This window comes from Cellulophaga sp. HaHaR_3_176 (assembly GCF_019021925.1).
In the GTDB taxonomy this organism is placed as follows: domain Bacteria; phylum Bacteroidota; class Bacteroidia; order Flavobacteriales; family Flavobacteriaceae; genus Cellulophaga.
This window is the reverse complement of record NZ_CP058990.1, coordinates 3,177,220-3,193,613: the sequence shown is the minus strand read 5'-3', so window position 1 is coordinate 3,193,613 and position 16,394 is coordinate 3,177,220. Positions and strand designations below refer to the sequence as shown.

Sequence of the window (16,394 nt, the reverse complement as noted above, 5' to 3'; positions counted from 1 at the left end):
TACAACATTAGTACAACAATTAGAGCTTCAAAAGTAAAACAAATATAAACAGATGAAAAATATATTTATATAAAATACTGATTATCAATGTAAAAGAAAGTAAATGAAAACATATGAAATAAAAAATTGCCTGACTCATAATCAGGTGGTCCCTGGTTCGAGCCCAGGTGGGACCACTTTTACAGTTTGTTAAGCCTTTCGAGAAATCGAGAGGCTTTTTTTATTCCTTTTATTCAATACTAATATTATTAAACTAATACTTTTTTAGTATTTAATTATCAATAAACTGTAGTGATATGTAGAAACATTATTTTTGATTTTAGAGGGGTTATTGATATTTTTAATTAAAATAGTTTTATATTATATGTATCAAATTGCTAAAATATGTAAACATTATATATCATATCTTTAAAATAGCTATTGATAATTTATAATTTTATTTTTTTTAATAAAAATTTGATAATAGTGTCTATAAGGCGACTATATATTACTTATTTAGTATGAAGGCATAAGCAGAACATAATATTAAATTCAAGTATCATGCAAGAATATGGTGAGTTAGCATTGGCTTTAGCTACAGCAAAAAATTTGGATACAGATGAACAAGTGTTTAATCAAGAACCTGAATTTAGCAGTACAGATTTTTTTGTTAAAAAAAATGAAGAGATTGTAATTTGGGAAAAGTTGATTGATGGGGATAAGATGGCTTTAGGTCAATTGTATGATATGTATATCGATATTCTGTTTACATATGGTATGTATCATTCTAAAGATAAAAGCTATGTTTCAGATTGTATTCATGATTTATTTGTAGACTTATATAAATATAGGACTAACTTATCAATGACGGATAATGTAAAGTATTACTTGTTCAGATCTTTAAAGCGTAAAATTAATAAAAAATATAGGGCTAAAAATACATCTGTTTCTTTAGATGAATTTCAGTTTAAACCAGATTTTACAAAAACAAACCATATCAATTCTTGCGAGAAATCTATAATCCGTCAAGAGAATATTAAAGAAAGAAATGCTAAGTTGGCAGAAGCTTTAAGTACGTTGACAAAAAAACAGCAAAAAATACTTTTTTTAAGATTTGATCAAGATAAAAGCTACGATGAAATTTCAGTGATTATGGATATCTCTGTACAGACGGCGAGAACATCAATCTACCGTGCCATTAAAACATTGCGAAAGCTTAAATTTTATTAATTCAAATAAATTGAATTAATGATGTCTATAAAAAACAAACTAACTACTTATTAGTAATAGAATTCAATTCAAATAGTCAATTTAATAAAAGTATAAAATTTAAGATTATTGAATCTAAGTAAAGGCATGAAAGAAATTAAATCTAAATATAATAATCAATTATCTGACGTAGAGAAGGAGCTGTTAAAGAAAAACATTTTCGCTTCTATTGATGAAGTTTCAAAAAAGAAAAAGAATTTTGGAGCAAGCTTAGCTATTGCTTTTTCTGCAGTGCTACTTATTTCAGGCCTTTTTTTGTATAATAATAGAGTGCCCGAAAGTACTATTACAGATTTCGTATCATCTTCAAAATCATTAAATGTTAATGATTCAGATAAGGTTGTTTTGATATTAGGTACTGGTGAAAATTTAAAAATTGACCAAGATAACAAAACAATCAATTACTCAAATACAGGTCAAAAAATAACCTTAGGAAACTCGAAAGAAGTTAGTCAAGAAACTTCTAAAAATAATAAAACGGTTTACAACACATTATTGGTCCCTTATGGAGAGCGAACTAAAATAAATCTATCTGATGGTAGTATGGTGTGGCTGAATTCAGGTTCTAAAATGATATACCCAGCTGTTTTTAATGGAGATAGAAGAGAGATTTATCTAGAGGGAGAGGCAATTTTTGATGTAGCACATAATAAAAGCAAACCTTTTATAGTAATGTCTCAAGACCAAGAGATAGAAGTGTTAGGAACCGTTTTTGGTGTAACAAGCTATAATGATGAAAGCACTATAAATACAGTATTAAAAAGCGGTAGTGTGCAAATTAGCTACAAAAATGCTGCTTCATCTGGGCATATAGATAAGATGAAAATTACACCAGGAACTAAGGCTAGTTATGATAAGAATAACAAAAGTATTTTTTCTGAAAAAGTTAATGTAGACAATTATTTTTCTTGGAGAAATGGGATGCTTGTTTTTAAGAAAAACGATTTAAAACATATCATGAAAAAGATCTCTCGATATTACAATAAAAGTATAATAATTGAAGATGAGGCTTTGAGCTCAGAAAGTTTTTCAGGGTATTTAGATTTAAACGAAGATATAGAGAGTGTATTAAAAAATATTAAGGCGAGTACAAATATGAATTACAGCTTTAAAGAAAATAGTATCATCATTAATTAAAACACAGTGTGAATGAATTAAACCTATTTGTTTATTTGAATTAGTAAAAAAGACCAGAAGATGCGTCGAACATCTTCTGGGAATTTAAAATCAACATCACTTAAAAATAAGTGACATTAATTAACCAATACCAAAAATATGAAAAAAACTTTAAGTTTAGGAATCCTTACGCTTATGAGAGTATTTTTATTGTTTATTACTATCGGTCTTTCAAGTGCTTATGCCAATTTGGCTATGGGGCAAAATAAGATAGATGTAGAACTTAACAATTTATCAGTAGAGCAATTTTTTAGTGAAATTCAGAGCACTAGTAATTATATCTTTTTTTATAAAGATGATGTTATTAGTACGAATAAGAAAATCTCTTTAAAGCTTAAAAACGTAAAAATTTCCACCGTATTAGATAAAGCTTTTTTAAATACAAATCTTACATATAAGATAGAAGGGAAGCAAATTGTCGTTAAAAGAATTAAATCGAGAACAACGAACAAAATTATTTCAAATGACGATGCTTCTATTCAAGAAAAGGCAGTAACAGGTACTATTTATGATATTGATGGGATACCATTAGTAGGCGTAAATATTCTTGTAAAAGGTACTACGAAAGGTACTCAAACAGATTTTGATGGTAAGTATTCTATAATAGCAGAAGATACAGATGTATTGGTTTTCTCTTATATAGGTATGATGCCTCAATCTATTACTGTTGGCAGCAAAAGTGTTATTGATATTACCTTAAAAGAAAATGCAGCAGCTTTAGGCGAAGTTGTAGTTGTGGCATATGGTACGCAAACAAAAGAATCTTTAACAGGGTCTGTAGGTGTTGTAAAAAGTGAAACTTTTGAACAAGCACCGGTTTCTAGTTTCGAGCAAGCACTAAGAGGTAGTACTGCTGGTTTACAGGCAAGTGCGGTAGATGGTGCTCCAGGTGGAAATACAGAAGTTAGAATAAGGGGTATTGGTTCTATATCGGCTTCTAGTGAGCCATTGTATGTTATTGATGGTATTCCTGTACAAAACGGTAGTATTGGTACCATAGATAATGGAGGTAGTAGTACCAATGTTATGGCGTCAATTAACCCTAATGATATTGAATCAATTTCAGTATTAAAAGATGCATCTTCAACTGCAATTTATGGATCTAGAGGAGCAAATGGTGTTATTTTAATTACAACAAAATCAGGAAAGTCTGGTAAGGCTAAAATTACCTTAAAAACATTAACAGGCTTTAACTCACAAGCATACAATAAGATCTTGAAACCATTGAATGCAGCAGAGTATACAGAACTTTATCTAGAAGGTTATGTTAATGGTGGAGATACACCAGCGGAAGCGCAAGCTAGATTTGATGCTACTTTTCAACAACTGATTGATCCTTCAACAGGAGAACCTACGGATACTAATTGGTTAGATGCAATTACCAGAACGGGAATAACTCAAAGTTATGATTTAAGTGCTAGTGGTGGTACCGATAATTTAAAATACTTTTTCTCTGGGGCTTATTATGATCAAGAAAACTATATCATAGGATCAGGTTTCAAAAGATTGAGTGCTAGAAGTAATATAGAATTTAAAGCAACGGATTATTTAACCATTTCCAATAATATATCGGTTTCAAACAGTATAACTAATACCTTTTTTGATGGTGGTTCTTTCAACAATCCATTTAAAAATTCATTAGAGCTATCACCGTTAATTCCTATTTATGATGAAGAAGGAAGATTTAATGGGGAACATGCCGACTATTTTCCTTTAGGAGGTGCTAACCCAGTTGGTGCTTTAAGTGGTGATGATCTTTGGGAAAATAAGCAGTTTAGAGTTATCGATAATTTTGCGGTTTCCATAAAACCAATAAAGAATTTGACTTTACGTTCACAATTGAATTTTGACCTACTTACGTTAACCGAATCGCAATATCAAAATCCAAGGTATGGTGGAGGAAGAAATTCTGGGGGTATTGGTTATGAAGCAAATACGTCGCTTAGAACCTTTGTAGGTACGCAAACAGCAGATTATAATTTTATTTTAGGTGATAACCATAATTTTAATGTTTTAGGAGGTTTTGAAGCTCAAGAGACTAATAATGAATCTTTTAGCGCTTCTGGAACGCAATTTCCTAACCAAAGTTTAAGTACGTTAAATAGTGCATCAGCAGAGTTTGCTATTAGTGGTTCGAAATCTGAATATACCTTTGTTTCTGCCTTTTCTAGGTTAAATTATAACTATGATGGAAAATATTTTCTTTCAGGTAGTTTAAGACGAGACGGGTCTTCTAGATTTGGTGCTGATAACAGATGGGGTACTTTTTATTCTTTTGGAGGAAGTTGGGTTGCTAGTAGAGAATCTTTTTTAGAAGATGTTTCCTTTTTAGATTTACTAAAAGTTAGAAGTTCTTGGGGTGTTACAGGTAATGCTGCCATTGGTAATTTTCCTTCACAAGGACTTTACGTTTTTGGTCAAGATTATGATGGTAACCCAGGTGGTAGTCCAAGTCAAATTGCCAATCCTGATCTTACTTGGGAGAGTCAACAGAATTTTAACGTAGGTGTAGATTTTGGTTTGTTTTCGAAAATAAGTGGTACTGTTGAGTATTTTGAACGTACTTCTTCAGATCTTATTTTGAATGTTCCAATTACTTTGACTTCAGGCTTCTCTTCGTTGACCCAAAACTTTGGTGAAATGAAAAACTCAGGTTTGGAAATTTCAATGAATGCAGATATTATCAGTAAGGAGGACTTTACATGGAATGTTGGGTTTAATACTACTTTTCTAAAAAATGAAATCACAGAACTTACTGACGATTTTACAGATGGTGCTTATAGAAGACAAGAAGGCGAAGATTTTCAATCATTCTATTTATATAGTTGGGCTGGTGTGAATCAAGAAAATGGTGATCCACAATGGTATACAGATGCTTCAAAAACAACGATAACGAATGATATCAGTGATGCAGAGCGCTTTTTAGACGACAAGTCTGCTACACCAGAATTTTTTGGAGGTTTCAATACCATGTTCACTTATAAAGATATAAGTCTTAGTGCCAACTTTATTTATTCTTATGGTAACTATATTTTCGATGATAGAGCAAGGGGTACATTAGGTGATGGAAGACTTACGCCAAGAAGTACAGCTGATTTTATTTATGATAATAGATGGCAACCTGGTTCAACAGACGCTTTAGTACCTCAGTTTGTTTGGGGTGGTCGTAACGGTAGTAATGAAGGAAACCAAAGTAGATGGTTATATGATGGTAGTTATATTCGATTAAGAGATTTAACGGTTGCTTATAATTTTACCGAAAAAGTTACTTCGTTGTTAGGCTTGAATTCAATGCGATTATATGCTAGAGGAACTAATATCCTAACTTTTGTAAAAGAGGATATCCTGTACATCGATCCAGAACAAGGTATTAATGGTAGCTACACAGGGCAGACACCAGCAGTAAAAACTGTATCCATTGGTTTAGATATTCAACTTTAAATGATGAAAAACATGAAAACATATAAAATATTTATATTAACGATATTGGCTGGACTCGTATTCTCTTGTTCAGAATCTTTTTTAGAACTTACTCCGCAACAATCTGTTTCGGATACCGATGCCTTATTGGATCTTGATGGTTACGAATCTTCTGTTACTGGCATATATAATAAATTGTCGGGATCAGAATATTATGGACGTTACATGATTATGATACCTGATGTGTTGGCAGATGACGTAAAACAAAATGGGCAAGCTAATAGAGTTGTAGATTATGCTGAACATATTCAAAGAGTATCTGATGGACAGGCTCAAGCTCTTTGGGGTAGTGCTTATGAAGGAATTAATGCAGCTAATGCTATCATCAATTCTGAAACTATTTTATCTGATGCAGTTATAGCTGAGCAAAATCATATCATTGGTGAGGCTTATGCGCTAAGAGGCTTAATGTATTTTGATTTAGTACGTATGTTTGCTCAGCAATATAACTTTACTACAGATGCTAGTCATCCAGGAGTTCCTGTAGTTTTAAATTTCGATTTGGATAATGAACCATCTAGAAATACTGTAGCAGAAGTATACGAACAAATTATTTCTGATATGACAACGGGTATTTCTTTGATGAATGGTAATTCTAGAAGCGGTAATTCAAATACTTTGTCACCTACATCTATTAGGGCATTATTAGCAAAAGTTTATCTTTTTCAAGAAGATTGGACGAATGCAGAAGCAATGTCTTCAAGTGTTATAGAGTCAGGTGATTATAGTTTAATTTCCAATGATAATTATTATGACTTATGGACTACTGATAATAGTTCAGAGTCTATTTTTGAAATTTCAATGACTGAAACTGATAATGTTGGTGGTAATGGTATTGCAGGTCTTTATCTACAAGCAGGTTTTGGAGATTATCTTCCTTCCAATGATGTGGCTGATCTTTACCCTGAGAATGATGCTCGTTTAAGCACTTTTGAAGTAGATACTTTATTAACTGGTGAATTTGCACCAAATAGAATGATCAAATATCCAGACATCAATGGTTTTGATAATGTAAAGGTTGTTAGACTGGCAGAAATGTATTTGATACGTGCCGAGGCTAGAGCAGAAATTGGTACAAATATAGCGGGTGCGCAAGATGATTTAGACATGGTGCGCCAACGTGCAATTGCAGACGAGCCGGATAATTCAGATTCTGGCGATGCACTTAGCGATGCTATATTTTTGGAACGAAGACTAGAGTTGGCCTTTGAAGGACAACGACTTTGGGATTTGATGCGTAATCAAATGGATATTGTTAGAACTAACTGTACGGCACAGATTTGTTTAATTCCTTATGGAGCAGATACTGTTATAATGCCAATACCTCAAGATGAGACAGATGTTAATCCTAACATAGAGCAAAACCCAGGGTATTAATTAAAACCTTATTTAAGCTATTTACTTGTACGCACATTGATACCTAATTAATGTGTGTACAAGATTTATTTCATGATGACGAACAATGCTAAAAATAGCCTTGTTTTTTATCTATCTCTTTATGCCATTTTTTAAATAGTAATACTAGAATATTTTGAAACAAAATCGCAGAAATTTAGTCAAACTTATGTCTCTAGGAGCATTATTTCCAGGGCAGACCGCCCTTGCTTTTAATTCCATATTAGAATCTGTTAATATCAATCCAAACCAAAACTTAACAAATAGTGTATTAACAAATCTTACAGATAGTAAGATTGAAGAACTATACAAAAAAGCTATGGTTATAGATGGTCTCGTAATTCCGAAAGGATGGAATGAAGATTCTTTTAAAGCTTTAGAACAATCTGGTTATACCGGCTTTGGTACTTCCTTATTATCAGGGAGTTTAAAAGGTGCCTTAAAAAATATTGGAGAATGGGATACTCGAATTCAAAACAATTCGGATGTTTTACTTAAAGCGACTAGTGCAGCAGATTTTATCCGAGCTAAAAAAGAGAATAAAACAGCTGTATTATATGGGTTTCAAAATGCTACAATGATAGAGAAATCTATAGATAATATAAATACACTGTACGATGCTGGAACACGTTGGATTCAATTAACCTATAATCAAAGAAATTTATTGGGTGATGGGAGTACGGAGCGTACCAATTCTGGATTGTCAGATTTTGGTATTGAGGCTTTAGCGCGTATGAATGAGCTAGGGATCATGATAGATCTGTCACATTGCGGGCGACAAACAACAAATGAAGGAATTGAATTTAGTACTTCTGGAGCTTGTTTTAATCATTCTATGTGTGAAGCGCTCTATAAAAATCATCCCAGAGCTAAAACAGATGATCAAATAAAAGCTATGGCGGCAAAAGGCGGAGTTATAGGAATTATATGTTTAGGCTATATGATTGGTCCAGAATTAGGAACCAAAACTACTTTAGAAACTTATGTAGACCATATAGATCATGCCGTTAAAATAGCAGGAATAGAACATGTGGGTGTTGCTGCAGATTTTGCTATTCAAGGTTTAGAGGCAACAGGAGCTACAAGAGAAAATTGGTATGTGCCAAGATTAACTAGGTTTAAACCTTCTTATAAAGTACAGTGGCCACCTTGGATTCCTGAATTAGATAAAGCAGATCGTTATTTGCAAGTTGCAAAAGTATTAGACAAAAGAGGGTACAGCACAGGGGATATAGAAAAGATATTGGGTCTTAATTGGTTGCGATATTTTAAAGATACCCTAAAGTCTTAAGACTTAAACATTAAAAATAAACAGAAATATACCTCCTTAAAACAATCTTGTAACTTATGAAATATATTTGCGCACTTTTCTTTATTGTTACAAGTTGTTTTAACAATCTACCCATTACAGATCATAAAGCTTCTGATAAAGTGATTTATGATGTAGTTTTTAGAGAAGGTTTAGCTGGGAAATACGAAAAATGGAAGACTGATAAAACCAGTGTAAACTATTATTATACCTATACAGATAGGGGCCGTGGTCCAGAATTTTCAGAAGAACTAAGTTTTAATAAAAAGGGATTCGTTACCTCGCAAACGGTAACTGGAGTCAACTATTTAAAAGATTCTATACAAGAGTTTTTTAAGAGTGAAAATCATAGCGCAACTTGGTTAAACCCTAAAGGAGAAAAGAAAGGGGAGTTTAATGGAGATGCGCTTTATTTTAGATATGATGGCTCACCTGCCATTTATGAAGTTCTTGCCAGGCTTTTACTATCTTCTGAAAATCAAAAAGTAAAATTATATCCAATAGGAGAAGTTGAACTGGTAGAAAATGTGCCAATAAGGCTTTCAAATAACACAGTTGTAAAGCTTTTAATGGTAAAAGGTCTTGACATGAACCCCACGTATTTATGGATGATTGGCAATGAAATGGTTGCCAAAATATCAGGAAATCTGCATGTAATTAGAACAGATTTAAAAGAATTGCGTCTAGAAATGAAGGGAATACAAGATACAATTGAAGATGAGTATTTGACTGATCTGACTAAAAAATTATCCCATAAATTAGATAAGGTTGTTATAAAAAACGTAAATATCTTCACACCTGAAGGCAATATACTTAAAAATCAAGATGTATTAGTCCATGCAAATCGTATTGCAGCAATCAACAGTAGTGGTTATCTTGAAATAAGTAAAGATATTCAAGTTATTAATGGGCAAGGAAAAACATTACTACCTGGAATGTTTGATATGCATACGCATAATACCAAATTTAGAGGCATGTTACATGTCGCCGGCGGAGTAACCTCTGTGCGAGATTTAGCAAACAACAAACAATTAAAAAAGTTAAGCAATCAATTTAATACAAATGAAATTATTGGTCCACGTATTGTCACATTTGGAGGTATTATAGATGGTGATGGACCTTTTGCTAATCAGCGTAATGTAGTGAGTTCTGTAGAAGAAGGCTTAGCTGAAATACAAGAATATAAAGACTTAGATTATCAGCAAATTAAATTATATAGCTCTATAAGGCCAGAGTGGGTAGCGCCATTAACAAAAAGAGCGCATGAATTAGATATGCGTGTTAGTGGGCATATTCCTGCTTTTATGACCGCTACGCAAGCCATTAATCAAGGATATGATGAAATACAGCATATGAATATGGTATTGCTCAATTTTTTATCTGATACAATAGATACTCGTACCCCATTAAGGCATACGATGTCTGCATATCATGGTGTAGATCTTAATCTTAAATCCAAAGAATACCTCGATTTTGTTCAGCTGTTGAAAACAAAAAACATACGTATAGATCCTACTGTTTCTATTTTTGAAAACATGTTTGTGTCCGTTAAAGGTGAACCAAGCCCTACTTATATTAAGATTTTAGACAGGTTGCCCTTGCTTAATCAACGAGATTATTATAGTGGGGGACTTCCAAAATCTGGTGAAAAAGTAGCGAGGTATAAAGGGAGTTTCAATAAGATGTTAGCTATTGTTTATGATTTACATAAAAAAGGGGTCGAAATTGTTCCTGGTACGGATGGTCTTCCTGGGTTTTTATACCATAGGGAGCTTGAGCTTTATGCGCAAGCTGGAATTCCTGCTTCTGAAGTTTTACAATTGGCAACTATAAAATCAGCTGAGATGACAGGAGTTTCAGAATTGTACGGAGCAATAGAAGTGGGTAAAATGGCAGATCTTATTCTTATAGACGGAAATCCATTAGAAGATATTAGTACAATACGTAATGTAAAATGGACTATGAAAGATGGTAATCTTTTTTATGCCAAAGAGGTTTATCAGGCCATGGGTATCAAACATTTTAAATAAAAAAAAATCAGGTATGAATATGTGTCTATAAAAAGACAGACTATTACTTATTAATACTAGCAACTCAAACCAACTAAATAGTTAACTTATGAAATATATTCTATTTGCACTTTTTTCTTGTTGCATGATTTCTGTTCATTCTCAAAAAGCAAAATTCTTTAACAATAGTAGAACAATACTAGGGATCAATAAAGAGAGAACCGCTTCTATGGGTATTGGTGATATTGATAATGATGGTGATTTAGATATTGTTGCGGCAAATGGTAGACATTGGCCAGGCCAAAACCGAATTTTTGTTAACAATGGTCGCGGAATTTTTACCGTTTCTAAAAATTTAGGTACAGAGCAAGAAACGAGTTATTCTACAGAACTCGCAGATTTTGACGGTGATGGCGATTTAGATATTGCTGTTGGAAATGATATGGCACCTAATTACATTTTTATTAATGATGGAGCAGGAAACTTTACTAAAGGCGCAAGCTTTGGTGAAAAATATGGTCATACGAGAAATATTGTGGTTGCAGATATAGATAATGATGGCGATACTGATATTTTAATTACGAACAGAGGAAGCGAAAATGAAATTTGTTTAAATAACGGAAAAGGTGTTTTTACAGAGGTCATAGGCTTTGGTGATAAAAAAGATTCTACCATTGATGTTGAGGTTGCAGATATGAATGGAGATGGGAATTTAGATTTGATATTAGCTAATAGAGATGACCAACCCAACTATGTGTATTTGAATAATGGCAATCTAAAATTCTCAAAAAAAACACCTTACGGAACAGGCAATGATGTAACAAGATCTGTAGCGGTTATAGATATAGATAATGATGGTTATAAAGATATTATTACGGCAAATATAGGAGAGCCAAATGTGATTTATTTTGGAAGTAAAAAAGGAACATATGACCGTAATGTTGTATTTGATGATAGTACAGATAAATCATATTCACTATCAATTGGCGATTTAAATGGTGATGGTATTACAGATATTGTTGTAGGTAATGTAGGTGCGCCAAACATGGTTTTTATCAATGCAGGAGATGCAAATTCTTGGGAGAAAATAAAATTAAATGATCAGAATTTTAGCACTTATGATATATTAACCTATGATTTAAATGGAGATAATAAACTTGATATTATTGAAAGTAATTCAGATGAATTAAACCTCTTTTACTTCAATAGATTTACACCGAAATTCCCTTGATTTTAAATGCAAGTTATAAGTACAACCTTAAAAAAACCAAAATGATAGTTAACAATAAATCAAAACTTATGATGAATAAAGCAAGCTATATGCTACAAATAGTAGTATTGCTTTTAGTTACAGGATGTTCAACAGGACCATCAAAATGGCAAAATATTAATGAGGAGGGTACTTTTTTAGTGTATAGAAGACAGTCTTTAATTGGAGAAGAAACTTATTCTATAAAAGCAACAAAAGATTCTATTTTGGTTACATCTCTTCAAGGAGAAAATGAAAGAGGAAGAATAACGGGGGTAGCTGCTGAGTTGCATTTAGATATGAATTTAGAGCCTTCTTATTATTTGAACAGAAGGATAACAAGTAAGGATACTATAGTTAATTTAGAAGTAAGAAGAACAAAAGATAGTGTTTCTGTTTGGGAGAAAAATAGAAACTTTGTTCAATTTAAAAACACAGAATTTTTCCCGGTTCACAGTAATATTCCAGCCGGAATAGAAATGATGTTATATCATTATTATTTTAAAAATGGAGGAGAGATTGGTATTCCGACACTACCAAGAGGTGAGGTTACTATGAATTTTATTCAAAAAGATACGGTAGTAATTAAAGAAAAAAAAGTACCGTTAGATCGCTATGTTGTTGAAGGAATAAATTGGGGAGGAAGAACGATTTGGGTTGATGAGTCTCAAAATTTAATAGCACTTGTTAAAGCAAATACGCAAATAAGAGAATATATAAGAAAAGGGTACGAAGAAGCTAAGCCATTTTTTGTAAAAGGAAATGTAGAGCAACAAATGGCTGCTTTAAATAAATATACAAATGATTTAAAAGGTGCGCAGGCGGGCATTAAGGCACTTGTGGGTGCAGACCTTGTTGATGGGGTAAGTGATACTACCCAAGAAGATATGACTTTAATTATAGAAAATGGTCGTATAAAAACAATAGGCAAACGTACGGAAGTTAGTATACCAGAAGGTGCTAAGGTTATTAATCTTAAAGGTAAAACTTTAATGCCCGGTATGTGGGATATGCATGCTCATTCAAATCAAGTACAATGGGCACCCGCTTATTTAGCAGGCGGAGTAACAACCATTCGCGATAATGGAAATGAACTTGAGTTTGCTACATCATTTAGAGATGCTATTGCAAAAAAAGGAGCTTTAGGTCCAGATATTTTATTAGCAGGAATGACTGATGGTGCTGGTATACAAGGTAACGGAGTCGTAAGAGCTAGAACAGTTCAGGAAGCTCAAGAAGTAGCAGATTTATATTTTTCGAATGGGTACAAGCAAATCAAAATTTACTCGTCTGTAAATGCAGAATTAACAAAGGTTTTAGCTGAAGAAGGGCATAAACGTGGTATGTCAATTACAGGTCATGTACCAAATGCTATCGGAAATGCTCGTGGAGCTATTGATGCAGGAATGGATATGTTAAGTCATCGCTCCCGTATTTTAACAGTGCTATTTCCTGATAAAAAAGTGAAAGAGTTAGGAAGCTATTATATTGAAGGAAATGATATTAGTCAAGAGCAAATTGATGAATCTATTGCGTATCTATTAGAGCACAAAACAGTCTTAGATCCAACAATAGCTTTAGATGTTGTTAGAGCAATGCCAAGAGGTTCTGTAATTGAAGCTGTTGAGCCATTTGCAGATAGAATAGCTTATGAGTTGTTTGAAGGTAAAAGGTTCAGAAGTGGTTTACCTCTAGAACGATCAGAAAAAGCTAAAGCAGATTATATCAAAGCTATGGGGATTCTTGGTCAATTTTATAAGGCAGGAGTGCCTATTGTTGCTGGAACAGATAATATCGTACCTGTTTTTGGTCTGTATTTAGAAATTGAAACCTATCAAAAATATGGAGAATTAACGCCTTTACAAGCAATACAATCAGCAACTAGTGTTCCAGCTAAAGCTATGGGATTATATGCAGAAACTGGAAGTTTAGAAGTGGGTAAAGAAGCTGATATTGCTATTTTAGAAGAAAATCCATTAAAGGATATTAAAAATATAAGGACTGTTGAGGCAGTGATTACTAATGGTAATTATTATGAAAGCGAGCCTTTATGGCACGCTGCAGATTTTAAAGCTAAAAACGATAACTAAAAACATAAGTTATCTTAAATAATATGGAGAAAGAATACGATCCAGAACAAAGATTGAAAGAATTAAATATAGAGTTACCTAGTCCCCCCAATCCGGTAGCAAATTATGTTAATGGAGTACAAACGGGTAATCTTATTTTTTTAGCAGGCAAAGGCCCTAGGTATGCAGATGGAACTGAAATGACAGGGAAATTAGGGTCGAATGTCTCTATTGATCAAGGCTATGAAGGCTCTAGATTAACGGCTATAAATCAAATAGCAGTATTAAAGTATATGTTAGGCGATTTAAAAAAAGTTAAACGTATAGTGAAAGCCTTAGCATTTGTAAATTCAGAATCTAATTTTATAGAACAGCCAAAAGTAATTAACGGCTTTTCAGATTTAATGGTGGCTGTTTTTGGAGAAAGAGGTATTCATGCCCGCGCAGCCATCGGTGTTGCCACATTACCTAGAGCACAAGCCGTAGAAATAGAAGTAATTGTTGAGGTCTACGATTAGAATAACTTTTTTAATACAAACTTAAATTTAAACACTTCATGTTATATACACCAATCAAAAAAAAACCTATAAAAATCATGGGTTCTAAAATAATATTTTTAGGACTCCTGTTTTTATGTCTTCAATATGCAAACAGTCAAGAACTTAAATTAAAATATTTTGGTGGTGCTGGTTGGGAAATGACAGAAGGGAAAACAACCATTTTAGTAGACCCTTATTTATCTAGAGTAAAACTAGGAGATAGCCCTGCGAACAGTAAAGAAGATTTGCGTAAAAACTATTATGAAAGTGATTACTTTCAGTCAGATACCGTTGTGATCAATAAGCACATTACAAAAGCAGATTATATTTTGGTGCATCACTCTCATTTAGATCATTTAGGAGATGTGCCATATATCGCAAAGAAAACAGGTGCTAAGGTGATTGCTACAGAAACGAGTTGTAATATACTAAGAGCTTACGGAGTTCCAGAAGAGCAACTACTTACTGTTAAAGGTGGCGAGGATTATCAGTTTGAAGAATTTTCAGTAAGGGTTGTTCCTTCGATACACTCTGCTTTAAATGATAAGCATTATTTTGATGCTAGAACACATGAAAAAGAACTAAAAGCACCATTAAAGCTGGAAGATTTTGTAGAAGGAGGTTCATTAATGTTTTATGTAAGATTCAATAATCACAAAATATTGACAGCAGGATCCATGAACTTTTTAGAGAAAGAGGTTGAAGGCTTAACTCCAGATATTCTTTTGCCAGGCGTAAACTTTTCAAGATTAGAAATTTATAAGTATACAGAGCGATTGTTGAAAGCTACAGGCTTACCTAAAACCATTATACCTACGCATTGGGATAATTTTAGAGTGCCTTACGGTTATTCTCAAGAAAAAGCTATTGATGAAAAAATTAAGCCATTTATTAAAGAAGTTAAAGCTGTTTCCCCCGAAGCTAAAATAATTGTTCCTATTCATTTAGAAACAATTACTATAAAATAAAGTATTGCTTAATTTGTAAAGCAGAACTGACCTACTATTATTTATTCTAAAATGTTTTTTATGAATACTGATTCTTTAATAAATCCACTTTGGAACGAGAAAAAAATTAAGAATTATTTACCGCACATGACGGTTCCTGAGGTTGATGATTTTTTGGCAAAATCTGACTTAGTCATTATCCCTATTGGAGCTTTAGAGCAGCATTCTAGTCACTTACCTATTGGTACTGATTTTATAAATGGTGTTGAACAATGTAAGCTTATCGCACAAGAACGTGATATTTTAGTAGCTCCTGTTTTAATGGCGGGACAATCGCCTTATCATATGGCATTTTCAGGATCGATTACCTTATCTGCAGATACCATAATTCAAGTACATATGGAAACGGTAGTATCACTAATTAAGCATGGATTTAAGCGTTTTGTATTTATGAATTCTCATGGAGGAAATAGGGCTATTACTACTTTTTTAGTAGATCAAATTAACCAAAAAACAGCTGGTGTGGCTGTAGATTTTGGAGTAGCTATAGCACCATATTTAATAACAGATAATAGTGGAAAACCTCAAGTATTAGATCGTCATGCAGGTACAGGAGAAACCTCAGATTCTTTGTATTTAATGCCAGATTTGGTTCAATTAGATAAAGCTACTGCAACAAAATTAACACATCCAAAGCATTTAGAGCAAATGCTTCCTGGGGTGATTAGTGATGAACCAACAGCTAAACTGTTATTTCTTTCAGAAGCGCTAAAAGGAGAAGAAACAGGAAAGAAAACATCAACTATAGAAATGACTAAAACAGGAGTTTGGGGAGAGTTAAACCCTAAAGAGGCAACTTTAGAAAGAGGTGCAAAAAATATTAATAATACTGTGCAGGCAGCAGTAAAATTTATTGATAAATGGAATGACCTTATTAAAGAATAGGCAACATTGTTATTAATATTCTAAAGAA

General features: G+C 32.9%; 11 protein-coding genes and 1 tRNA gene. All 12 read left to right on the top strand.

Annotated features, from left to right (window positions below):
* Positions 1 to 99: 99 nt before the first annotated feature.
* The 12 genes from H0I23_RS14050 (at position 100) to H0I23_RS13995 (ending at position 16,366) form a co-directional block, all read left to right on the top strand.
* A tRNA-Met gene (locus tag H0I23_RS14050) sits at positions 100 to 176 on the top strand.
* Positions 177 to 540: 364 nt separating this feature from the next.
* Positions 541 to 1,209 carry an RNA polymerase sigma factor gene (locus H0I23_RS14045; protein WP_216783922.1) on the top strand — a complete coding sequence of 223 codons (669 nt, stop codon included), beginning with the start codon at positions 541 to 543 and terminating at the stop codon, positions 1,207 to 1,209.
* A 108-nt stretch (positions 1,210 to 1,317) separates the two neighbouring features.
* Positions 1,318 to 2,385: a FecR family protein gene (locus H0I23_RS14040; protein WP_216783921.1), complete on the top strand. Its 1,068-nt coding sequence runs from the start codon at positions 1,318 to 1,320 to the stop codon at positions 2,383 to 2,385.
* 138 nt (positions 2,386 to 2,523) lie between these two features.
* A complete protein-coding gene (locus tag H0I23_RS14035; RefSeq protein ID WP_216783920.1) occupies positions 2,524 to 5,865 on the top strand; it encodes a TonB-dependent receptor in 3,342 nt (1,113 codons plus the stop codon).
* A 12-nt stretch (positions 5,866 to 5,877) separates the two neighbouring features.
* Positions 5,878 to 7,281 (top strand): RagB/SusD family nutrient uptake outer membrane protein, encoded by a 1,404-nt coding sequence (locus H0I23_RS14030; RefSeq protein ID WP_216783919.1) that lies wholly within the window; start codon positions 5,878 to 5,880, stop codon positions 7,279 to 7,281.
* A 187-nt stretch (positions 7,282 to 7,468) separates the two neighbouring features.
* On the top strand, positions 7,469 to 8,590 hold the full coding sequence (locus tag H0I23_RS14025) for a dipeptidase (RefSeq protein ID WP_216783918.1): 1,122 nt from the start codon (positions 7,469 to 7,471) through the stop codon (positions 8,588 to 8,590).
* Positions 8,591 to 8,646: 56 nt separating this feature from the next.
* A complete protein-coding gene (locus tag H0I23_RS14020; RefSeq protein WP_216783917.1) occupies positions 8,647 to 10,638 on the top strand; it encodes an amidohydrolase family protein in 1,992 nt (663 codons plus the stop codon).
* Positions 10,639 to 10,726: 88 nt separating this feature from the next.
* Positions 10,727 to 11,848, top strand: a complete 1,122-nt coding sequence (locus H0I23_RS14015) for a VCBS repeat-containing protein (RefSeq protein WP_254073612.1) — start codon at positions 10,727 to 10,729, stop codon at positions 11,846 to 11,848.
* A 41-nt stretch (positions 11,849 to 11,889) separates the two neighbouring features.
* Positions 11,890 to 13,956: an amidohydrolase family protein gene (locus H0I23_RS14010; RefSeq protein ID WP_216783916.1), complete on the top strand. Its 2,067-nt coding sequence runs from the start codon at positions 11,890 to 11,892 to the stop codon at positions 13,954 to 13,956.
* A 23-nt stretch (positions 13,957 to 13,979) separates the two neighbouring features.
* Positions 13,980 to 14,453 carry a RidA family protein gene (locus tag H0I23_RS14005; RefSeq protein ID WP_216783915.1) on the top strand — a complete coding sequence of 158 codons (474 nt, stop codon included), beginning with the start codon at positions 13,980 to 13,982 and terminating at the stop codon, positions 14,451 to 14,453.
* A gap of 77 nt (positions 14,454 to 14,530) precedes the next feature.
* A complete protein-coding gene (locus H0I23_RS14000) occupies positions 14,531 to 15,442 on the top strand; it encodes an MBL fold metallo-hydrolase (protein ID WP_216783914.1) in 912 nt (303 codons plus the stop codon).
* A 60-nt stretch (positions 15,443 to 15,502) separates the two neighbouring features.
* A complete protein-coding gene (locus H0I23_RS13995) occupies positions 15,503 to 16,366 on the top strand; it encodes a creatininase family protein (RefSeq protein ID WP_216783913.1) in 864 nt (287 codons plus the stop codon).
* Positions 16,367 to 16,394 lie beyond the last annotated feature (28 nt).